The organism is Massilia frigida (assembly GCF_011682175.1).
In the GTDB taxonomy this organism is placed as follows: domain Bacteria; phylum Pseudomonadota; class Gammaproteobacteria; order Burkholderiales; family Burkholderiaceae_D; genus Telluria_A; species Telluria_A frigida.
On record NZ_WHJG01000045.1, the window covers coordinates 1 to 20,808 of the forward strand.

15 protein-coding genes are annotated in these 20,808 nt (G+C 67.3%); all 15 read right to left on the bottom strand.

What is annotated here, in order from left to right; all coding sequences use genetic code 11:
* Positions 1-612: 612 nt before the first annotated feature.
* The 15 genes from tssA to tssF are packed head-to-tail and all read right to left on the bottom strand — an operon-like array spanning position 613 to position 20,803.
* Positions 613-1,734, bottom strand: a complete 1,122-nt coding sequence (gene tssA, locus F2P44_RS28925) for a type VI secretion system protein TssA (RefSeq protein ID WP_167092466.1) — start codon at positions 1,732-1,734, stop codon at positions 613-615.
* Positions 1,731-5,855 (bottom strand): type VI secretion system protein, encoded by a 4,125-nt coding sequence (locus tag F2P44_RS28930; protein ID WP_167092469.1) that lies wholly within the window; start codon positions 5,853-5,855, stop codon positions 1,731-1,733. The genes tssA and F2P44_RS28930 overlap by 4 nt, the downstream gene beginning before the upstream one ends.
* Entirely contained in the window at positions 5,849-6,628 is a 780-nt protein-coding gene (locus tag F2P44_RS28935; RefSeq protein WP_167092472.1) for a DotU family type IV/VI secretion system protein, read from the bottom strand. Before F2P44_RS28935 ends, F2P44_RS28930 begins: the two co-directional genes overlap by 7 nt.
* Positions 6,625-7,956 (bottom strand): type VI secretion system baseplate subunit TssK, encoded by a 1,332-nt coding sequence (gene tssK / locus F2P44_RS28940; protein ID WP_167092475.1) that lies wholly within the window; start codon positions 7,954-7,956, stop codon positions 6,625-6,627. The genes F2P44_RS28935 and tssK overlap by 4 nt, the downstream gene beginning before the upstream one ends.
* Positions 7,957-7,972: 16 nt before the next feature.
* Positions 7,973-8,494, bottom strand: coding sequence for a hypothetical protein (locus F2P44_RS28945; protein WP_167092477.1), 522 nt, complete (start codon positions 8,492-8,494; stop codon positions 7,973-7,975).
* 41 nt (positions 8,495-8,535) lie between these two features.
* Positions 8,536-9,945, bottom strand: coding sequence for a cation:dicarboxylate symporter family transporter (locus F2P44_RS28950; RefSeq protein WP_229423813.1), 1,410 nt, complete (start codon positions 9,943-9,945; stop codon positions 8,536-8,538).
* Positions 9,946-9,954: 9 nt separating this feature from the next.
* Positions 9,955-11,250, bottom strand: coding sequence for a dicarboxylate/amino acid:cation symporter (locus F2P44_RS28955; protein WP_187363467.1), 1,296 nt, complete (start codon positions 11,248-11,250; stop codon positions 9,955-9,957).
* 22 nt (positions 11,251-11,272) lie between these two features.
* Positions 11,273-12,154, bottom strand: a complete 882-nt coding sequence (locus F2P44_RS28960; protein WP_167092481.1) for a substrate-binding periplasmic protein — start codon at positions 12,152-12,154, stop codon at positions 11,273-11,275.
* Positions 12,151-12,330, bottom strand: coding sequence for a hypothetical protein (locus tag F2P44_RS28965; protein ID WP_167092464.1), 180 nt, complete (start codon positions 12,328-12,330; stop codon positions 12,151-12,153). Before F2P44_RS28965 ends, F2P44_RS28960 begins: the two co-directional genes overlap by 4 nt.
* Before the next feature lie 18 nt (positions 12,331-12,348).
* Positions 12,349-12,735: a DUF4280 domain-containing protein gene (locus F2P44_RS28970; RefSeq protein ID WP_167092483.1), complete on the bottom strand. Its 387-nt coding sequence runs from the start codon at positions 12,733-12,735 to the stop codon at positions 12,349-12,351.
* Positions 12,735-13,412, bottom strand: coding sequence for a toxin-antitoxin system YwqK family antitoxin (locus F2P44_RS28975; protein ID WP_167092485.1), 678 nt, complete (start codon positions 13,410-13,412; stop codon positions 12,735-12,737). Before F2P44_RS28975 ends, F2P44_RS28970 begins: the two co-directional genes overlap by 1 nt.
* Complete coding sequence (locus tag F2P44_RS28980; protein WP_167092488.1) at positions 13,413-15,449, bottom strand: type VI secretion system Vgr family protein; 2,037 nt, start codon at positions 15,447-15,449, stop codon at positions 13,413-13,415.
* Positions 15,446-18,058, bottom strand: coding sequence for a type VI secretion system ATPase TssH (gene tssH, locus F2P44_RS28985; protein ID WP_167092490.1), 2,613 nt, complete (start codon positions 18,056-18,058; stop codon positions 15,446-15,448). The genes F2P44_RS28980 and tssH overlap by 4 nt, the downstream gene beginning before the upstream one ends.
* Positions 18,048-19,067, bottom strand: a complete 1,020-nt coding sequence (tssG, locus tag F2P44_RS28990; RefSeq protein ID WP_167092493.1) for a type VI secretion system baseplate subunit TssG — start codon at positions 19,065-19,067, stop codon at positions 18,048-18,050. Before tssG ends, tssH begins: the two co-directional genes overlap by 11 nt.
* Complete coding sequence (gene tssF / locus F2P44_RS28995; RefSeq protein ID WP_167092496.1) at positions 19,055-20,803, bottom strand: type VI secretion system baseplate subunit TssF; 1,749 nt, start codon at positions 20,801-20,803, stop codon at positions 19,055-19,057. The genes tssG and tssF overlap by 13 nt, the downstream gene beginning before the upstream one ends.
* Positions 20,804-20,808: the final 5 nt, after the last annotated feature.

Consider the following 20,808-nt stretch of genomic DNA (forward strand, 5'->3'; position numbering starts at 1 on the left):
TTGTCTTCATGGGACAAGCCGGTGAGATTGAGACGGGGAGGTTTTGGTGGCATGCCCAAATCATGCGCGATAGCAGCACAGTTTACAACTGTTTATTGCGGCCTGTACTCCGGCTGAACAGTTACAAGATATCATAGTTACTATAATTTTAACAAAACAAGTATGATGCCATTTCTCGCAATAAAATTGTCATTTTGATATAATGAATTATATAATTATTTTCCTCCCCGATGCAATCCACCCAAGTTAAGTGTCAAGTCTCGTCTGGTCATAAACGCGTTTAACAAATAACTCCGGCTTGTTTTGCTGCCATTCCTTGAGCGCTTGAATCGGCGTCTTCAGGCGGACTTTCGCGGCAACGCCGTCGGCGGTCCCGCGCCTGCGCTACTCGAATCGGTGCGCCTGCTACCCCACCTCGATATTGCCACCGACGAAGGGTGTGGCGGGATTCGGCAAGGCCTGTCGCACCACGGCATCCGCATCGCCAAGAGCGCCTCGGCAAACCGCGACATGGCGCTGCGCGCCACTACGCGTCATGGCGCTCGCCTCAGCACGACAATCGGGCGCCGCTTTTCGCGGGGACCCGGTTTCCAGCTGCCCACATTGTCCGCGCTACATCTTCAATCCAAGAACACCCACCAGCCGCTTGAGGTCGCCCTCCTCCCGGATGATTTCGGCGATCAGTTCCGGCAAAGGCATGCTGCCCCAATGTAGCGCGCGTCGAATAAGAAACGGAACGGGACTGTGTGGTTCCAGCTCCATCAAATAGCGTGCCAGCGCATCGAGCGTCACATACGCTTCAGCACGGTTGCGCCAGCCTGAGAGGGGCACGTCGGCGTCACTGTGCGCCGGCGCGGGCGCGGGCAGCGCACCAGTGTCGGGAAGCACGGTTTCAAGCACGGCTTGGTCGTCCATGGCGATCACTTTCTGTTCAGGATGCAATTGCACCAGCACGCGCCCGGCAGCTTCCAGCGTCGCTAGCAGGCGTGACATATTCGGCGCCTCATCCCCCAGCCGTTCATTGAGGAAGGCGTCTATCGCGGCCAACGTTGCGCCGCTTTGCGAGACGGCAGCCCGCGTCGCGTGCAGCTGCGCCTGCGACTGGGCGGCACAGCTCAGGATAGCGGCCCGCGTGAGCTGGGAGTCGGCGTCGGCGCGCGCCTCGCCACGCTGTTTCTCGTCCAGACCGGTCAGATCTTGCGCCGACATGCGTTCCCAGTCCGCCAACGTCAAGCAGGGTGGCTTGCACTGGGCCAGCGGCAGCAGCACCGCGTGGATGCGCACGTCGACGCTGAGCGATTCGTTGAGCCATTCCAACGGCGCCAGGCGCAGGTCGCAGTCGCCCTCCTCGTCGATCATTGGATGGATCGCATCCCAATAGCGGCGCAACAGCGCCTCGAGCATGCCCAGTCCCTGGCACAGTCCGGCGAAGCCGCGCTGGCGCATCCATGACTCAATCAGCCATACGGCAAACTGGAGATGTTTGGAGCGCGTGCAAAGCATCTCCACGCAAAGCGCATCGATCCGCACCCAGTCGGCCACCTTGAGCGGCCGCTCCCATTGCCTCATCGGCAGGCTGGGATCGTCCTCGTCGCGCAGCAGGCGGATTTCGGTAAAGACGGGATCGAAGCGCACTTGCGCGCCGCATGGTGCATCGGGCGTGAGCGGCGCAAGAATTTCAGCAACAATCCGCCGCTCTGCTTCGTTGACGAAAAAATCCGGTATCGCGTTCATTTGGCATTCGCTTCAAGTTGATTTGATGTCAGCGCGGCGCTGCTGGTCGGCGCCGCGTCCTGCCAGCCCGGCACATGCGACAGGAATACCGTGGGCCAGGCCAGCGGCGTGCGCTTGCCCGGCGCGCTCACGCCCAGGCGCAGGAACACACGTGTCCGCGCCGCCAGCGGCACCACGTCCGCCCCCGCGCCGCTGTGCAGCACGGGAAATTCAAAGCGCAGCAGCGGCCCGCGCTGGTCGCCGTCGGCCACCTCGCTATCGCGGTAAGCGCCGATGAAACTGAACAGCGCCCATGGGTCGTCAAAGCGGTAGTTCACGCTGCGCTCGGTCACTGACATGTTGACGTGCCCCGGTTCGGCCTGGGGCTGGCCAGTGCCGTCGCGCGCCAGGCGCAGCGACAGCAGCACCGGCATGCCGGGTTCCCAGCGCAGTGCCCGGGGCGGGTCGCCAAGGCGCAGCGTCCCCGCGCCGATCGCGAGGCGCCAGTCGATGATCTGGTTGGCGCCGGCATCGGCCACGCCTGCGGGCCGAAACTGCACCGTCACATCCAGCCCGCCCGCCTGCCCCGGTTCGACTGGATACAACGGCGCCAGGACCTCGCGCATGCGGCGCAGCTGCTCGCCTGCCGCGCGCACCGGGGCGCGGGCGCCTGCCACGCCTGGCTCGCGCTCGGCCAGCGCACTGGCCGCGCGCGCACGGTCGAACTGGTTCATCGCCGCCCCCACCGCGTCGCGGTCGGCTGGCGGCGCATCGCCGTTCGGACGCGCGTCGAACGGCGCGCGGCGCGCAAGGTCACGGTTGTACAAGCCGGCAAAGCGCTCCCATTCCTCCCGGTAGCGGCCGGCCGCCAGCTCGCGGCAGCGCGCCAGCAAGCCATTCTGCAGATTGAGCAAGCGTTCGGCAAATATATCGGCTCCACGCCGTTGCCCATCGCGTGAACTGAGCTTGGCGGTGCAGTTGCCAAGGTCGATATCGGCACTGCCGCTGACGATGAACTGCTCGAGCGCCATCAGCGAACTGGCCGGACTCTTGAGCCGGTGGCGGCGCACGTCCGCCACGATGGCTTGCCAACGTGTCACCAGCGGATTCCCGGGGGCGACACTGGCCAGCTGCGCCAGCACGCCTTCGGCCTGGCTGGCCGCTGTGTCGACAAACTCCTGCTGCTGGGCGACGTAGGCGGCAAGTACGGCGGCGTCGCCATTGCCAAAGGCGTCGAGCAGCACACCCTTTTCGCCGTTCCACGCCTGGAACGTGCGCTCGCGCGGCACGAACACCTCAGCCCCTGTGAAGATGTCGTCCAGACGCTGCAGGCGCGACAAGGCATCGGCCGCCAGCACCGCGTCCAGCTCCGCGCCGACATCGCCGGCCCCGATTTCCAGCAGCCAGGCACGCACCCGCAGCACGCTGGCGCGTTCGGCATCGCTGGCGCCACTGGGCAGTTCGACCGGGGCCACGCTGAGCGCCTGCATCAACAGCCGTTGCGCACTGGCGGCCAGCGCCAGGTCGGCCAAGGCGGCGCCAGCTTGCTGGAGCCTGGCCGGCAGCGCCATGACAGGACCGGCCTGGAAGCGCTTGCGCGCCTCGGCCAGCTGGATCGCCTGCTCCAGCAGCGCCTTGTTCCAGCTGACGGTGGCGCCGCGCGCCAGCGCCGGCAGCTGCGCCGGCCCGCCGGCGCTCATCCATGGTTGCGCCAAGAGCGCCGCCAGCGACGCCTGCAATGCCTGGCGCGGCGGCGAGAATGCCCATCCGCTGCCGGACCACACCAGGTTGTCGGCCGTGCCGTCGATGGCACTGGGCGCCGACAGCGCGGCATCCCTGGCCACGACAAAGCGTCCAAAGCCCTCGGCCGCGCGGCGCCGCGTTTCCTGTACGGCGGATTTTCCCAGCAGGGAATTGGCGCCGATCCGCTCGATCATGATCTCGTGCGCGGCGCCGAGGTTGACACTGCCCTGTATCATCCAGCCGCCCTTCCCCCCGGCCAGCTGATTCTGCTGAAGCTTGAGCGCGTCGCGCAGCGCGTGCCACGCCGGCAGCTGGCCAGCCAGCCCTGCGCCAGGCTGGGCGCCGTCGAGCAGCGCTGCGCTGCTGGCGGCCACCATGCGGTCCGAACGCAGCAAGTCGTTGTCATCGAACAGGCGCTGGTACAGCGCCGTGCTGGCCCGTCGCAGCGAACAGCGCGCCGCCGCCTGCATCGGTTCGAGCGCCAGCGACGGCTCGCGCTGTGCCACGGCCCGAAACAGCGCGGCCGTCCGTGCCGGCGCGCCATTGAGCTCGGCGCCAAGCAGGACCCGCACCACCAGCGCCAGATCGGCGCCCGACGCCGGCCCGGCATCGGCATGCTTTAGGCGCAGCATGGCGCCGATCACGCGATCGATTTCGTCCAGCCGCGCCAGGTATCCCAGGGTGGCGCCAAACTGCGGCAAGTCGTCGACATTGAGTGCGCTCACGGTTTGCGCGGCCGCCTGTTCGCTCCAGCCAGCGGGCAAGGTACATTCGGCGCCGCCGATCAGAGCGCCGGAGACCGGCTCGATCGCTACCCCCGTCAATTGGCCCAGCCGGCTGAACGCGGCGCGCCGCAATGGGCCGAAGGCGTTGTCGGCAAAGCCCTGCTCGAGCCGGCCAACCACGCGCTGGTGCAGGTCATCGAATAGCGGCCATGAACCGGGCATGAAGACGGAATTGAAACGCGCGCTCCCCAGTTGCTCGATATTTTGCAGCGCGTCGGTGGCGCGCTTCTGGCTGCGCTGGGCGTCGTCAATGCCGCTGCGCGCAGTTTGCAGGCTGCGCCGGGTATCGCTATTGAGCGCGTTCAGATAGCCCACCAGGTCGCCGCCCAGCAGGTGCAGGCGAACGGTGGAGACGACCAGTGCGGCGGCCCACAGCACCGGCACTGCCAGCACCACCCAGGACGCAACGCGGCGCGCGGCAGGGCGGCGCATGCGCTGCGAGGAGGACTGTACCAGCCCCGCTTCGGCGAAGACCTTGCGCTCGAAAATGTCGCGCATGAAGACCGGCATCGCGTCGTCCGTGGCCGCTAGCGCGGGCTCGCCCGGTCCCGGCGTGGCCAGGGACAGCGCGGCGCTTGGCGCGGCCGGCATCGCGGCAAGCAGTGCGGCCGCGTCGCCACTGTCGCCGGTCAGGTACATGCCACGCAACAGGAACGGTTCATGATAGGCGCTGGGCCGCATCAGCTCTTCGCAGAACAACTTGAGGCCAGCCCGCAGGCGTTCCAGTTCCCCGGGCAGCATGAGGTAGGCGCTGCTGTCCGCGCCGGGCGGTTCCAGTGCGCTCAATTCTGCGCAGTGATCGCTTGCCGCCCGCACCATGTCGTCCATGGCGCTGTCGGCCCACTGGGTGCGAAACGGCGCCACCAGTTCGTAGGGCGACGACCAGCCCAGCATCGATCTGCGCAGCGCCTCGGGCAAAGCGCTGCCAAAGTTGGCAAAGCCCGGCAGCGCTTCGCATTCGGACACCACCAGATAGATCGGAAAGCGCAGCGCCAGGCGATTTTGCGCCAGCCACAGGCGACGGTGAATCGCCTTGGCGCGCGCCGTCAGGTCGAGCAGGCCTTGCGGGTCGGTTTGCAGCAGGGCCGTGCACGGCACTGCCAGCACGATGCTGTCGAACGGACGCTGCGGCCGGTAGCTGCGGCACAGGCCCAGGAAATCGTCCCACACCCCATTACTCGACGCGCTGTCGGGATCGGGCGAACCGAGGTGGCCGGCCTGCAGTTGGACGATCACGCCGCTGTCGAAGAAATGCCAGTCGATGCCTTGCGCGGCCGCGCTCAAGGTACTGTCGGTGCTCAGTGCGCTGGGCAGGCCGGACTGCGCCAGCGGCAACGGGCCTTGCGCGCTGTCGTTGAGCAGCAATGTCCACGACAATTTGTAACGTTCGTGGCGCGCCGCCAGGTTCGATTCGATCAGTTCGACCGCGCTGCGAAAGGATTGGCGCAGCGACTCCGCGCCCAGCGTGCGCAGCTTGCGGTCGGCATGGGCGGCGCCGCCCTGGGCAGTCCCGCGCAAGGCCGCGTTGATGATCAGGCCAAGCAGTATCAGCACCAGCAGCGTCACCAGCAACAGCGTGGCGATGGCCAGGTTATCGGATAGAAACTTCAGCATGGCGCCACCCCGCCCGCAGCGGCTGGCGCAGCGGCCAGGGCAGCGCCCACGGCCTGGCGCACAGGCCAGGATTGCCAGAGCCAGGCGATCTCGGACAAGCCCAGCAACAGCAGCATGACTAGCGCCAGCGTCATGCCGCGCCGGCTCAACTTGGACAGGCGCCGCGCAGCGCCATGCGAGAGCGTGCTGGCATATGCTTGTTCGGCCACGACAGCGTCGCGTCCACCCAGGTCGGCCGCGCGCTGGTAAATGAACTCGAACAGCTCGCGCCGGTAGTCGGCAATCCGCCCCAGCGCGGCGCTGTCGCGATAGCGTCCCTGAAAACCGAGCGACAGCAAGGACAGGTACAGGCGGGCCACGCCGCGGCGTGCCGGTTCGCGCTCGCGCAGCAGCTGGTCGACGTCGGCGAACACCTGCTGGCCGGCGTGGGCCGTATTGAACAGCCTGGCCTCGATCAGCACATGGCGCCAATGTGCGCGGCCGGCCCAGTCGGTGTGCAGCAGCACTTCGTCGGCCAGCGCCGCTTTCAGGAAGCGCGCCTGCAGCTCTGCTTCCAGGCCGGCCTTGCCGCCGCGTCGCCCGGCCTCCAGCGTTTGCAGTTCGATCAGTTGCGCCAGTTGGCCGCTGAGCGCCTCGGCGCCGCTGCGCGCTTCGTTCTCGCCCAGCTTGGCCGCGGCCGCCGCGGCTTGGGTGAGCACTGCCGTAAAGTGGCGGAACTGGACCGACGCCAGGTCATCGCCGCCGTCCCGGCCCGGGTTGTCATGGAGTGTCATGGTGAGCCTTTGATGAACAGGACAAGTTCCTGCGGCCGATTGGCCGCCGGGCCTTCGTTGATATTGCTGATCTGGAGCGCCTGGTCGGCTACGATGAACTGGTCCGAGGCATCGACCCCGAACAAGGCATAACCGGCGCTGGCGCGCAGGCCCAGTTCCGGCGCCTCGTCGATCCGGGTGCGCGCGGCGCCGAGCATGCGGCGTTCGCACAGCGACGTCCAGATGGTGCGCGAGCCGATCACGGCGCCCTCCATCCACTGCCCCAGCTCGCGCTCAGCGTGGCCGCGCAGGCCCACCACCAGGCGCTTGCCGAGCCACTCGGCGCGCATCGGCAGCGTGAACGCCTGGCCGTCGAAGTCGAAGGTGCACGTCTTCCAGTCCTGGCTGACTTCATCGACCAGATCCTGCAAGGCCAGCAGTACGGCGTCGAACGCGGCGTAGCTGTCGGCGTGGCGGTACGGCGGCGGCGCCATCGGCACCGCGCCGGGGCGCAGCGCCGACAGCGGTCCCAACTGGGCGCACAGCGCCAGGTACAGCGGTTGCGGCTGCATTGCCGGCGCGCGCAGCACCGCTTCGAGCAATGGCAGGTGCAGCACCAGGCCAGTGAGCCGGTTTTGCTGCTCGAGCAGCGCCAACCGGTCTTCCAGGCGCGACGATGGCGCCATGTTCTGACGCGCCAGGAACAGCGCCTTGCTGCGCATGTGCGCCGCCAGCTCGCACGCGCGCCGGCACAGGCTGGAGTCGCCCGGCACTTCCAGCTGGGCAGGCCAGAACGGGCCGCGCCGCACGATTTCGTTTTCCTTGCGCAGATTCGCCAGGTGCAGTGCGACATAGGAGGCGCCGGGCGCCTTGCCTGCGATGAGCTGCAGATTGGCCGCCATGCGCGGCACCTCGCAAGCGAGCGCCTGCGATACCTCGTCGTCGACGCTGCCGCCTTCGAGACCGCGGAACATGGCGGGCTGCCCCGGCAGATTGAGCGCGCGCGCCGCGCCGAGCGCCAGATAGACCGCCAGATCGCCCAGCTCCATGCGCTGCGCATACGGCGCCAGGTCCAGTTCCAGCTCCTGGTCCTGGGCCCGTGCGGCATCGAAATGGACCGCCATGCCGTTCGGGAGGATCGCTTCGAGCGCCAGGATGCGCAGCGTGCCGGTGGTCAGGCGCGCCTCGTCCAGCACCAGCCGGCGCACCCCCCAGGCGGCCGGCTGGCCCGCCAGCGATTGCCACCCGACCAGCGCGTCCACGCGGGCGCTCTCCTGCTGGAACTGCTGTGGACTGAGCAGCATACCCTCGTGCCACTGGATACGGTCATACAGTTGTGCTTCGGCCATGACGATGCTTCCTCGGTTAGCGGGCACTGCCCGGCTTGATATCGCTGGCAATGAACTCTTGCGCGTTCAAATGCAGCACATAGCCCGGGTGATCGAGCAGCAGGCGCAGCCTGTGCTCGCCGGGGGTGGCGTAGTTGGCAAAGACCAGGGCGGCCCAGGCGCGCTGCTTGCCGAAGCGCTGGCCGTCGATGCGGATCTGCTGTCCCGGCGTGATTTCGATCGGCAGCACGCTGAGCGCGTCTGGGAAAGTGCGTTGCAGGTCGGCACGCGCGCCGAAGTACTTGGCCGCCGACATCGCCGCCAGGCTCTCGAGCATGGCCTTGTCCTTGACCAGCACGATGTCGACCGCCAGTGCACTGTCGGCATTGGCGTCGGCGGCGGCCGCCAGCGTGACGCTGGTCCAGCCGGGTTTGGCCGGCGCGGGCGCCAGTCCCACCAGCGCGCGCGCGCCAGCGACGGCGCCGCAAGCGGCCAGCGTTGCAACGGCGATCAGCACGGCAGCGCACCGGCACCATCTGTAAATGAGCTTGAATCGCATGGTTTCTCCAATGTGCGGCAGATCTTGCGGTGGTCCTGGTTTTACAATCCAGGCATGAGCATCTTGCGCAGGCCGAAGCCGACTCCAGCGCAAAAGAAGGCCAGCAAAGCGGCCGTGAGCAGACTGGCGCCCAGCCAGGCCTGGCGCCGCGTCAGCACCATCGGCCAGACAGGCGCCGGCTGGGCCGCATGCACCACTGCCGTTTGCAGCGGGCGCGCGGTCGACACCAGTGCCACCAGCACGGCGGCGCTCAGGTAGGTCACCAGGTTGCGCGGTCCGGCGCACAGCACCTCGACCGCGGCCAGCGCCGGCAGCAGCGCCTCCATCGGCAGGCCCAGCGACGCTTGCAGCACGCCCGACCACAGCACCGTCTTGACCCCGACCGTGCCGATCGAGCACAGCGCGCTCCAGCACGCCAGCAGCACCACCATGGCGCTCTCGGACAGCGTCAAAGGCCGCCCGTACAGATTGGCGATGAACACCGCCAGCACCGCAAAAAACAGCGCTTCGCCGCAGCGGACGAACACCGGCGCCACCGGCATCACCAGCTCCGACGCGCCGCGCCGCAAGCCGAGCCGCACGCTCAGCGCGGCGATAAATTCCGGCAGCGCCGCTGCGCCGGCCGGCGTGAACAGGCACACGGTGACGGGTTCGCGCAACGCCGTCATCACCGTCCACGGGTGCGCCTTGAGACGCCAGCAGATCAGCGCGCCGGCCACCAGGCTTGCCAGCAGCACCGCGGCCAGCCAGGTGGCAAGAAAGCCGATCAGCAGGCCGGTCGATCCGTCCCCCGCGCCCGCACTGGCCGCAGCGGCAAGCACAAAGGCGATCAGCGGCAGGCCGGCATTGATCGATCCGATGGCCGCTTCCAGCGCCCGGTACACCGCCTCCAGAATGATGCTCAGGTGATTGGTCACGTCCCGCCGCTGGGTCGCCACGGCCGCCCCGAACAGCAGCACGCCGATCAGCACCGAAGGCAGCGTGCCGGCCGCCAGCACCGCATACAGGTTGCGCGGCACGAATTGCGCGATCTGGGACCTTGCCACCAGTGGCGGCTCGGCGCCGTACAGGCTGATTGCCGCGTCGCCCGCACCCAGCGCCATGCGTCCCAGGGCCATCTGTTGCGGCAGCTCCAGGCCGGCGCCGGCCGCGCTGACACCAGCCAGCAGCACACCGCCGAGCGCGCACAGCGGCATCGCCAGCAGCGCCGGCACCGTCACCGCCAGCCAGCGCCGCCAGTGAGCGCCGGCGGCCGGCATGCGCTGTAGTCCGAAATACACGGCCAGCACGATGTACGGCAGCGCGAAGGCTTGCAGCAGCGCCAGGTAAATGCTGGACAAGGCGGCGAACAGCCCGGCGCCGCCCGGCCACAGCACGCCCACCCAGAGCCCCAGCAGCAATGTACTGAGCAACGCGGCCGGATGCCGTCTCACGTGCGTCAACAGGTTCATGCTCATCTCCTATAACTGAACCGGCCGCGCGCACACCAGCGACACCGCTGCGCAATCGACGATCACGGTCACCGCCGTACGTGCCATGGCGCAGATCGGATCGACCGCCATGAACAGGACGAAGGCTGCCTCGAACGGCAGCGCCAGGCCGGTGCACACGGCGCCCATCAGCGACACCGTCACCAGACCGGCCATGCCGGACGAGGCAAACCCCGCCAGCGCGGCCAGCACGACCAGCAAGACCAGGTCCGCCGGGCTCAGGGCGCGCCCGTACAGCGCCGCGATGAACAGTGAACCGCAAGCGAAGTAGGCGACCGGACCGGTACGCAGCAGTGCAACGCTGAGCGGCACCAGCAGTTCGACCCGGTTGCGCGCGAAACCGAGGCGCTCGACCATGGCCGCGACCATGGCCGGCATGCAGGCGGCGCTATTATTGGTCGCTACGCCCAGCGCAAAAGGTTCGCGCAGCGCCGCGACGACCGCGCCGATGGTGCCGCCCGCGCGATGGCGCACCAGGAACAGCGCCAGCACGATGACCAGCACGCTGACCGCCAAAAACCCGATCACGAAGCCGGCCATGGCGGCCAGCGGTCCGACACCGGTGCGCGCCACCTGGCCGGCCGTCATGCACACCAGGATCAGCGGCAACGGCAGATTGATCCAGCGGGTCAGTGTCTGGCAGGCGGCGTAGACGGTTTCAAGCGCGTCCTGCAGGCCGGTCGCGAGGCGGGTCGGGACCTGCCCGACCGCAAAGCCGAACAGCAGTGCGAACACCAGCGCCTTGAGCGTTTCGCCATTGGCCAGGGCGGCGAAGATGTTCGACGGGATCAGCATGCGCAGGATGTCCTGTCCGCTCGCGCCGGGCGGCAACGGTTCCGGTGTGAGCAGATACATCGGCATGTTGCCGTGTTCGATGTCGCCGCCGACGATCTGCCCCAGCGTGGCACGCAGGCCGTCGCTCATGCCCCCGCCCGGTTGAAACAGCAGCGTGGCGGCGGTCGCGACCAGCGCAGCGCCCAGGGCCAGCAGCGAAAATACCAGCACCACGCGCTGGACGATACGGGCCGCCCCACCCTCGCGGTACAGGTTTTGCAGGCCCATGATGACGGCCGACATCATGAACGGCAGCACCACCATGGTCAGCAGGTCCACGTACACCGCCCCGACCAGGGCGAGCGGGCCGGCCACGCCGGGCGCCGCCCAGCCGATGGCGGCCCCCAGCATGACGCATGCCAGCACCATCCATGGATTGATGGCCAGGGCCTGGAAGCGGCGCAGGGCGCGAATGATTCTGATCTGGTTCATGGCAACACCTTCAATGGAGGTACTACTTGATCAAGGTGAGCGCTCCGCTCACGCTGGGCTTGTCGGTACGGGATGCAATGACTTCGTTGACGAAGGCCAGCAAGGACGTGTCGCGTACGCCGGTCATCACGCTGAGCGCGGACTGGGCGTCGTTGAAGGTGACCGTGCGCAGCGTCAGCGCCAGGCCCGGGTCGCGCTGCAGCACGGCGCGCACCTCCAGCTCGTCGCGATAGGCGGCGGCGACCTGCCCGCGCCGCACGGCATCGACCACCGCCGGCCAGTTCGGAAACGAGACGATCGTGGCCTGCGGGAAGTGGCGCCTGCCATATTCTTCCCACGATGTATTGGCGATCACGCCGATGCGTCCCTTGAATGCGCGCACCACCTGGGCCACCGGCCGATCGCCAGACATCTCGGCCATCCGCAGCCGGTTGATCAGCATGGCGTGGCCCAGCATCAGGTAGGGCGTGGAGAACAGCACCATCTGGCTACGCTTGACTGTGCGGCCAAGGCGGCTGATGGCCAGGTCGGCGCGGCCGCTGCCGACCATTTCAACCACGCCGTCCACCGTTGCGCTGCTGCGGTCGAAGCGCACCGCCACCCCCAGCTCCTTGCCGATCATGCGCGCCAGGTCGACGTCGATCCCGCTCAGCACGCCGTTCTGTTGCACGAAAAACGGCGGACTGTCGGTCTTGAACATGGCCACCACCAGTTCGCCATGCTCGACGATGCGCGCGATATCCGGCGCCATCAGGCGGCCATCGGCCGTCACGATCAATGGCGATGCACCACTGGCCCGGACCTGGCATGGGGCCGGGGCGCTGGCGAGCAGGCCGGCCGACAGGACGGCGGCGTGCATCCAGGCCAGCGGCCGCAGACGCCTTAAGGTATCAGCGGCGCTCATGACGCGGCCTTCGGCGCCGGCGCGGCGCGTTCGAGCGGGACCGGAGCGGGCGGTTCGCCAGCCATGCGCACGCCCAGCTGGAAACCCAGCGAGAACAGCAGCACCAGCAGCGCCACGCCGGTGAACAGCCCCAGCGCCACCAGGCGTGGTGTAAAGTTGAATCGGTATTCCATCATTGGCCTCGCCAGACGAAGTTAAGGAACCGCCACGGTCATCTGACCGGGCACAGAGATTTCAATCACGCCGCCGGCCATGCACATCAGCTTGGACGCGTTATTCAGCGCCGGCATGCCGCCCAACAGGACTGTGGGCGAACCGGGAACCCACGGCGCCGTGGTCAGCGGAATGCAAGGCATGGGCACCAGCACCCCCAGCGCCGCCGCGGTCGCCGCCGCGACCAGGGGATTGGCCAGCGAGGTGCACATCCCGAACGGCATGACATTGACCATCGGCTTGTTGTCCATGATGCTGGCGTCCGGCATGGCAGTCATCACCTGGCTCAGCGGCAGTACGTTCAGCACGCCGGGCGCCAGGCCGAACGAGCATGTCAGCATCGCCCCGCTGCAAACTTGTTGTCCCATCATTCCCCCCTTAACAGTTGTTTGACACGATCGAGCAGCGCCGGCGCCGCCGCGGCGTTGCCGAGCCGCTTGCCGCGCCGGCTGAAGCGGCTTGGCTCAGCATCGGGCACGCCGTCGCGATACATCGTTTCTTCCATCAGCGCCCCGCCGGGCCAGTAGCGCCGCACCGGGCCATGCAGCACATTGGCGCGGTAGGTGCAGCGCTGGACCACGTCGCCGCGCGCGTCATGGTCGACCGATTCGCCATCGAGCAGGCCGGCGCGGTAATGGGCGCTGCGCACATGGCGGCCCTCGTGATAGAAGCGCGCTTCCCCTTCCAGCTTGCCGTCCGCCAGCGGCAGCTGCGCCGTCATGTGGCCGGCTTCGTCGAACGACAGCGACGGGCCGTTGGCGACGCCGCCGGCCATGCACTGGGCCGCCACCCTGCGCCCGTTGACGAAGGTCTCCATCAAACCGTCCGCGATTCCATGGCGATAGACGCTGCGCTGCACCAGCGCGCCGTCGGCGCCATACACCGCCATCGCGCCATGCAGCTTGCCGTGCTCGAAATGGGCCGTCATCGCGGGCAGGCCGGAAGGGCCGAACTCTTCGAGCCGGCCATGCAGCACGCTGCCGTCCATGACGCAGCGCAGCAGCAAGCGGCCGTTGTCGTCGTGTTCTTCGATCGTCGTGTTCATCTAGTTCACCTTGGTCATGGCGCCCTTGAGCGTCAGGCTGGCACCGGCTTCCACCGTTTGCGTGGCATCGGCCTTGCTATTGATGATGGGTGCCTTGCTCTCGATTTTCATGCCGGCGCTTTGCAGCAGCGCCTTGCCGGCCTTGCTGGTCAGGTCGGTGCCGGCATCGCAAGTGAGCGCGGTGCCCGCCTTGCTGGTCAACTCGGTTCCCGCCTTGTTGGTCAGCTCTTTACCGGCTTCGTTGGTCAGCGCCTCGCCCGCCTTGGCCAGCAGCGTTTTGGTCGCCTCCAGCGACAGTGCGTCCTCCGTGACCACCTTGATCGCTCCCTTGACCGTGATGGTCAGGCTGCCGTCGACGGTGAGCGCGTAGTCGCCCTTGACGGTGTGCGTAAACTTGGCCTCGTTGGCATGGGTTTCGTCGCCGGTCGCGGTCAGCGCGCGCGTGCCGGCCACTTTATGGATCTCGTTGCCCTTCTTGAGCTCGAGCGTGCGGTCGCCCTCTTCCAGGGTATGCATCTCGGCGCCCTTCCTGACCGTGGTGGTGAGCGCGTCTTCGATCTCGACCAGCATGTCCTTCTGCGCGTGCAGGTACAGCTGCTCGGCGTCCTTCTTGTCTTCGAAGCGCAGCTCATTGCCGGCGCTGCCCTGCTTGATTGATCGCGTGCGCAGGATCGACTGGGTCTGGTTGGCGGGCAGCGCGGCCGGCGTGACGTTATTGCCGTTGTAGACGCTGCCGGTGATCAGCGGCCGGTCCGGGTCGCCATTCAGGTAGCTGATCACCACCTCGTGACCGACGCGCGGCAGGAACAAGGCGCCGAAGCCCTTGCCGGCGGACGCCTGGGCTACCCGCACCCACGGCGCGCACTCATGCTCCCTGGCGCCCCGATCCCACGCAAAACGCACCTTGACGCGGCCGTACTGGTCGGTCCAGATTTCCTCGCCCTCGGGCCCGACCACCAGCGCTGTTTCGCAGCCTGCCGCATGTGGCCGCGCGGTGCGCATCGCGGGCCGGAACGGCAGCGCCGCCGGAAAGGCCTCGAAGGTATTCGCATAGCTGTCGGCGCGCGCAATGTGGCGCACGCGGCGCAGCACGAAGGCGGCGTTCAGGGTTGGCACGAAATGGCCCGACAGCGTGAATTTGGCGCCTGCGCTGAAGGCATGGCAATAGCTGTCGCCGTGCAGCAGGCGCGCTCCCGCCTGCCCCGCTTCCACCCTCAGCTGGGCCAGCGCCCTGGCGGCATCGACGCTCGGCTGGCCGCTGGCGAATTCATAGGTCGCGCCCTTGCCTGCCGCCGCCGAGAAGCTGCCTTCGAGCGAGGTGTCCGGCGTGCGGAACTCGTAGTCGCTCACGGTCGCCTTCTGGAGCGCAATGCAATGCTCATGGGCGAAGCGCGTCACCGTATCGACCGGCTTGCTCATCCCCGTGCCGGGCCAGAAGCGGATCGCCGACCCGCCGTCGCAGTCGGCAAACTGCGCCGGCGCATCGGCGAGGACCATGCGATGCCCACCGCTGCTGAAGGTAAAGAAGTAGCAAATGCCCGCCTGCTCCATCAGCCGCGAGATGAAGTCGAACGCGGATTCGTCATACTGCACGCAATAGTCACGCTTGGGATAGACGCCGCTTAACTTCGAATCGTACGAGACGCCGAACAGGGTCAGCACATCGCCCACGATGGCGTCGACACTCATGTTGGGGAACACCTTGCGGTCGCGCGACAGGGTCAGCAACCATAGCGCCGGCACGAGTTGCGCCTGGTAGACGGCAAAGTCCCGGTCCTGCCCGGTTTGGATGAAGCGCGCCACCATGCCGCTGAAGTGGCGCGTTGCAGCACCGGGAACGCTGACCGTCACGGTCATGGACTTGCCGACCACTGACTCCGCACTGAGCGAGGTACTGCCCGAGCGCATGTGCAGATCGAACTGGAACAGCTCGGACAAGCCTTCGCTGCCCTCCATGCTATCGAGCAGCAGGTCGTCCGGTCCCAGCGGCGAACTCAGTTGCAGCATGGCCCCGGTCTGGGTGAAGTTGGTTCTCATGCTCCCCCCCGCGCCATGCTGTCGCGAAAGCGGTACGCAAACTGGCCGTCATCGACGTGCATGTGGACCGCGCTGAACGCCGACGCGGTGGCCATGCGCTCCAGGACCTGGGCCGACAAGTGGGGCAGCACGGTCTGGGTCAGGATGAAGTCGATATTGCGCGCGCCACTATCGACCTCGGTGCAGCGCGCGGCAATGGCGGCGGTGACGCTGTCGTCCCAGCTGAAGCGCGCCCGGTGATTGGCGCAGAAGCGTCCGGCCAGCCTGGCCAGCTTCATGTCGACGATGACGCTGATGTCGGGGTAGTACGGCACCAGCACCACGCGCCCCAGAAATGCGGGGCTGAACTGGCGCAGCAGCGCCGGACGCAGTCGCTCAACCAGGGACGCCGGGTCGGGCAGCGACGCCCGGCAAGCGTCGGTGATGACGTCCTGCGCCGCGTTTGACGTCAGCAGGATCAGCGTGTTCTTGAAATCGATCGGCACGCCCTCGCCATCATCCATGGTGCCCTTGTCGAATACCTGGAAGAACAGTTCAAGCACGTCCGGGTGGGCTTTTTCCATCTCGTCGAGCAGCACCACGCTGTAGGGCCGGCGCCGCACGGCCTCGGTCAACACCCCGCCTTTGCCGTAGCCGACGTAGCCCGGCGGCGCGCCTTTCAGGCTGGAGATCGAGTGCGCCTCCTGGAACTCGGACATGTTGATGGTGATCAGATTGCGCTCGCCGCCGTAGAGCATGTCGGCCAGCACGCACGCGGTCTCGGTCTTGCCGACGCCGCTGGGGCCGACCAGCATGAATACGCCGACCGGCTTGCCCGGGTCGTCCAGCGCCGCGCGGAAGGTGCGCACGCGGCTGGCGATGGCGTCGAGCGCCTGGTCCTGCCCGACCACCCGTTCGCACAGACGCTCGTGCAGCTGCAGCACGGTGTGGATTTCATCGGCCAGCATTTTGCCGACCGGGATACCGGTCCAGCCCGAAATCACCTCCGCAACCGTGGCCGAATCCACGCACACCGGGACCAACGCTTCGCCGTCCTGGATCGTCTCCAGGCCCTTTTGCAGGCGTTGCAGCTGGGCGGCGTCGGCTTGCCGGTCGTCGCTGGCGCCGGTGTGCCCGGCGATGCGGCGGCGCAGGGCCAGGATCTCGTCCACTGCGCGCCGCTCACCGGCGAGCTTGTCGCGCAGCTGTGCGCGGCGTGCCTGCAGGCGGCCCAGCGCGGCATCGGCCTGGTCGGCCTGGGCGGGCTCGCCCTCGCCGCGCGCCATTTGCTGGCGCAGGATGCGCAACTCTTCCGCCGCCAGCATGATGTCGTGCTCGACCAACTCGAGCTGCGGCGGGGTGCCCGCCAACGCCAGCGCGACGCGCGCACAGGCGGTATCGAGCACACTGATCGCCTTGTCCGGCAGCTGGCGCCCGGTGATGTAGCGATGCGACAGGCGCACCGCGTCGCGCACGGCTTCATCGAGGATTTCCACCTGGTGGTGGCGGGTCAAGACGTCCACCATGCCGCGCAACATGCCGATGGCCGCTTCCGGCGTCGGCTCGTCCACCTTCACCACCTGGAAACGGCGCGCCAGTGCCGGATCGCGTTCCACATGCTTTTTGTATTCCGCCCAGGTGGTGGCGGCGATGGTACGCAGTTCGCCGCGTGCCAAAGCCGGCTTGAGCAGGTTGGCGGCATCGCCCTGCCCTTCGGCACCACCGGCGCCGATCAGCTGATGCGCTTCATCGATAAACAGGATGATCGGCGCGGCCGACGCGCGCACTTCGGCGATGACGGATTTGAGGCGGTGCTCGAACTCGCCGCGCACGCCGGCCCCGGCCTGCAGCAGCGCCAGGTCGAGCGAGCAGACCCGCACATTGGCCAGCAGCGGCGGCACGCTGCCCTCTGCCACGCGCAAGGCGAAGCCCTCGACCACGGCGGTCTTGCCGACGCCGGCCTCGCCGGTGAGGATGGGATTGTTCTGGCGGCGGCGCAGCAAGATGTCGATGATCTGGCGGATCTCGGCATTGCGCCCGCGCACCGGATCGATGCGTCCGGCGCGTGCCAGCGCGGTCATGTCCACGGTGTACTGGTCCAGCGCCGGCGATGCTCCGGCTGGCGCCGCAGGCGGGCCTGATGCGGGGCCGGCGTCTTCGATTGATGCGGCCAGCAGTTGCGCCAGGTCGGCTTTCAGGCGGTCGCGCGGAAGCTTGAGCAAGGCCGGGGCGGTCTCGATCAAGCCGCCGCGCAGGCTGTCAAGCTCCAGCAAGGCGAGCAGCACGGTGCCGGAACGGATCTGCTGCACGCCCAGCTGCATGGAGCCGATCAGCCAGGCTTCCTGGAACAACGCAGTGAAGTTGGGCGACATGGCCGGGGTGCGGCTGTTACCGCGCTTGAAGCCGTCAAGGCTGGCCTGCGTTTGGGTGCGCACCGCATCCATGTCGACGCGGAAGTGCGCGAGCATCAGCGTCAGGTCCGGCGCGCCCGTATCGATGAGGGCCAGCAGAAGGTGCTCCAGTTCGACATTGAAATGGGTCTGCTGGACGCACAGTTCGGCGGCGCGGCCCATCGCGCGCTTGCATTCCGGGTTCAGCTTGGCCATGAGCGTGCGGATATCAATTTGCATGGCCGTCAGCTCCAGTCGGTGTGGCTTGAGCGCGCAGGTCGAAGCGCGGTTGCTGATACGCTTGCGCGCTGCTGGCGGCGCTGCACAGCCATGCGCTTTGTCCCAGGCGCGGCGCCAGCGCCTGCGCGCAGCCAAGGCGCGTGGCCGGCTGTGCGGCCAGCGCTGGTTGCAGGCTCACGCTGATGTCCTGCTGCAGGTGACGGGCCACCAGCTTGCCAAGCAAGCCGTATAGGTCGCCAGATGGCAGCAGCGCGGCGAACTGCGCTGGCGCCAGCGGCGGTGTCGTGAGCGCCATCGCGGCCGCCTGGTCCCAGGCGCGCGCACCGAGACTGGCGCCCATGCCCAGCCGTTGTTTGCCAAGGCGGGCATGTTCGCGCGGCACAAGCCCATGCCAGCGGCCGACCATCTGTTCCCCAGCGAAGGCGGTGCCGATGCGGTCGCGCAGCAGTGCGAGCAACGTCGCCATGGAGCGCGGTGCGGCGCTTTGCAGGCCTGCGTGGCGCAACCAGGCTTGTTCACCGGCCGGACCTGGACTCCCCTGTGCACGGCCTGACTCCGACAGGGCATCGAGTGCCCGCACCAGCGGAGTGCTGTCCTGCGCCAGCGGGCGCAGGGACAAATGCTGCTTGCAGCGGCTGCGGTACCAGAAGCCGATCAGGCGTTGGTTGAAGATGTCGAGAAAATCGAGTCCCGCGTGATCGCGCTGGCGGCGCTGCTCCAGCAGCATTTCCGCGAACGGCGCAGCGATCGGACCATGGCCGCCCGCCAAAGTCAGCGCGGCGGTGCGCAGCATCAGGGGTGGTCCGGGCCGGGCGCTGTCGCCCAGGCTGGCAATGTCGCTCGCCGGGAAGGCAAAGTCGGTCTGCCCGGCCAGGCGCACGGCTTCGTCGATACCGTGTGCGGTGCCGACCGGCGCACGCGATGGTTCGCTCCGTTCGAGCAGGCTGATGGCCTGGAACAGGTTGAAGTCGTGCGGCGCGCGGCGCAGCTGTGAGATCAGATCAGGCATTGTCGCCCCACCATGGCTGGCCATTGCTTCCAAAGTTCGCCACGCCGCACAACAGAGAGGCGGACGAACGAGTTGGCGGTTGTGTAGAGCGCGAAAAAGCGTGCCAGCACCGCGGCCAGCACCAGCGGCGACGTTCCGGCAAAGGCATCGGAATCGAATTCGAGTTCAATGTCGGTACCGCGGCAGTGCCCGCGCCAGGTGTCGCTGCCGATGCGTGCCATGGCGCCGGTCGTGTGCAGGCGCTTGATGCCGCAGATCTGGACCTGGTCGCGCGCGCTGCCGCCGGCAAACAGCATCAGCATCCGTTGCAAGGTTGGTGCGGTGCCATGGACCAGCGAGTGGTGATTCAGGCGCATCAAGGACACCAGCGACCACAAGGCTTTGGTGGGGGCAACCGGGGCACGCTGGGCGCTTGGCTGGTACAGTGCGCGAATGACAGTGGAAGCGGCAATGCCGTCGCCGTAGAAGCGGCTGCCCGGTCCGATCTGGTCGGCCAACTGGCGGTTGGTGCAAAGCAGTTCAGCGTACATGACCTGCTCGGGCAAGGCGCTGCGCACGTTGCCGCTTTCGATGAAGCTGAGATAGGCGTCGGTGCCGTTAATACCCTTGCGCAGGCTGGTTTCGCGCCGCATGGTCCAGCTCAATGGCAGGCCCTCGCCTTCCATATCAGCCTCGGCGAAGGCATTTGGAATCTGCACGCTACGCTCACCGTGCGGATCGGACGCGGTCACCGAGACGATCGAGTGCACCTCCATGACGGCATCGCGGCGACGATCCGGCACGATCAGGTATTCGTAATGGCGGCGGTTGAAGGCGATCGGTTCGCTGGTGACGGGGAACAGGTTCACCGCTGGCACGCAGTTGAGCAGCACATTGTCGTGCGTTAGCAGCGACAGCACGGGCGCACTGTGGGTGAACACCAGACGCAGCGAGAAGCCGGTACCGCTGCCCAGGCGACCGCGCAAGCCAGTCAGTTTGAAGAACTGGAACTTGCGCGGGAATGCGAAGTACTCCTGCAACAGGCCGTAGGCGGGATGGGCATGTCCAGGCTTGCACAAAATCGCTTCGTGTTCGGCGAAACCGACTTCCGTCAGCTGGCGTGGCGCCAGGCGGTGCACGCCGTTGCTGCCTGCCAGCTCAACACTTTCCAGGGAACTGAGCAGCATTTCGTGCAGGGGCATGGTCGTCATCATGTCCCCTGCCAGGTGCAGGCACAAGCTGTCCAGTTCCAGCTCGGCGATATCCATGCCGGCGTCGGCCTGGATGTCCAGGCGCAGTGTGCGCGGGCCGTCCTGCGCGATGCAGGCCACGCGCAGCGGCCACAAGGTCGTGTCCCACGCTACCTGGAACCGGCACTGTTCGCCCGTTGCGGCGCTGGCCGACAGCATGGTCCCGCGCCGCACCGGCATGCCGACCGTGACCTTGCCTTCGGCAGGATCGAGTGCCATCTGCACGACCGTCATGGCGGGCACCGGCTGGGTCAGATGCGGGCACAGATTGTCAAGCAGGGCGCCGGCTGCGGCGGGAAGGTCGCGATCGAGGTCGCGGTGCAGGCGCGCAGCGACAAAGGCGACCGATTCGATCATATGTTCGGTGTGCGGGTCGGCTGACTCGGCGCCCGTGAGCACCAGCTGCCTGGCGACTTTCGGATAGCGCGCGGCAAAATCGGCCGACTGCGTGCGCAGATAGCTCAATTCGCGGCGGTAGTATTCGAGCAGGTCGTCCTGGGTGTTCATGGTCA

What these genes read in the sequence shown, in the direction of transcription:
- tssK (WP_167092475.1), bottom strand. Translation starts at nt 7,956, where the DNA reads ATGGCCGAAGCACAACTGTATGACCGTATCCAGTGGCACGAGGGTATG.
- F2P44_RS28950 (WP_229423813.1), bottom strand. Translation starts at nt 9,945, where the DNA reads ATGAACCTGTTGACGCACGTGAGACGGCATCCGGCCGCGTTGCTCAGT.
- tssH (WP_167092490.1), bottom strand. Translation starts at nt 18,058, where the DNA reads ATGCAAATTGATATCCGCACGCTCATGGCCAAGCTGAACCCGGAATGC.
- F2P44_RS28980 (WP_167092488.1), bottom strand. Translation starts at nt 15,449, where the DNA reads ATGAGAACCAACTTCACCCAGACCGGGGCCATGCTGCAACTGAGTTCG.
- tssF (WP_167092496.1), bottom strand. Translation starts at nt 20,803, where the DNA reads ATGAACACCCAGGACGACCTGCTCGAATACTACCGCCGCGAATTGAGC.
- F2P44_RS28965 (WP_167092464.1), bottom strand. Translation starts at nt 12,330, where the DNA reads ATGATGGAATACCGATTCAACTTTACACCACGCCTGGTGGCGCTGGGG.
- F2P44_RS28935 (WP_167092472.1), bottom strand. Translation starts at nt 6,628, where the DNA reads ATGACACTCCATGACAACCCGGGCCGGGACGGCGGCGATGACCTGGCG.
- F2P44_RS28930 (WP_167092469.1), bottom strand. Translation starts at nt 5,855, where the DNA reads ATGCTGAAGTTTCTATCCGATAACCTGGCCATCGCCACGCTGTTGCTG.
- F2P44_RS28955 (WP_187363467.1), bottom strand. Translation starts at nt 11,250, where the DNA reads ATGAACCAGATCAGAATCATTCGCGCCCTGCGCCGCTTCCAGGCCCTG.
- tssA (WP_167092466.1), bottom strand. Translation starts at nt 1,734, where the DNA reads ATGAACGCGATACCGGATTTTTTCGTCAACGAAGCAGAGCGGCGGATT.
- F2P44_RS28975 (WP_167092485.1), bottom strand. Translation starts at nt 13,412, where the DNA reads ATGAACACGACGATCGAAGAACACGACGACAACGGCCGCTTGCTGCTG.
- tssG (WP_167092493.1), bottom strand. Translation starts at nt 19,067, where the DNA reads ATGCCTGATCTGATCTCACAGCTGCGCCGCGCGCCGCACGACTTCAAC.
- F2P44_RS28960 (WP_167092481.1), bottom strand. Translation starts at nt 12,154, where the DNA reads ATGAGCGCCGCTGATACCTTAAGGCGTCTGCGGCCGCTGGCCTGGATG.
- F2P44_RS28945 (WP_167092477.1), bottom strand. Translation starts at nt 8,494, where the DNA reads ATGCGATTCAAGCTCATTTACAGATGGTGCCGGTGCGCTGCCGTGCTG.
- F2P44_RS28970 (WP_167092483.1), bottom strand. Translation starts at nt 12,735, where the DNA reads ATGGGACAACAAGTTTGCAGCGGGGCGATGCTGACATGCTCGTTCGGC.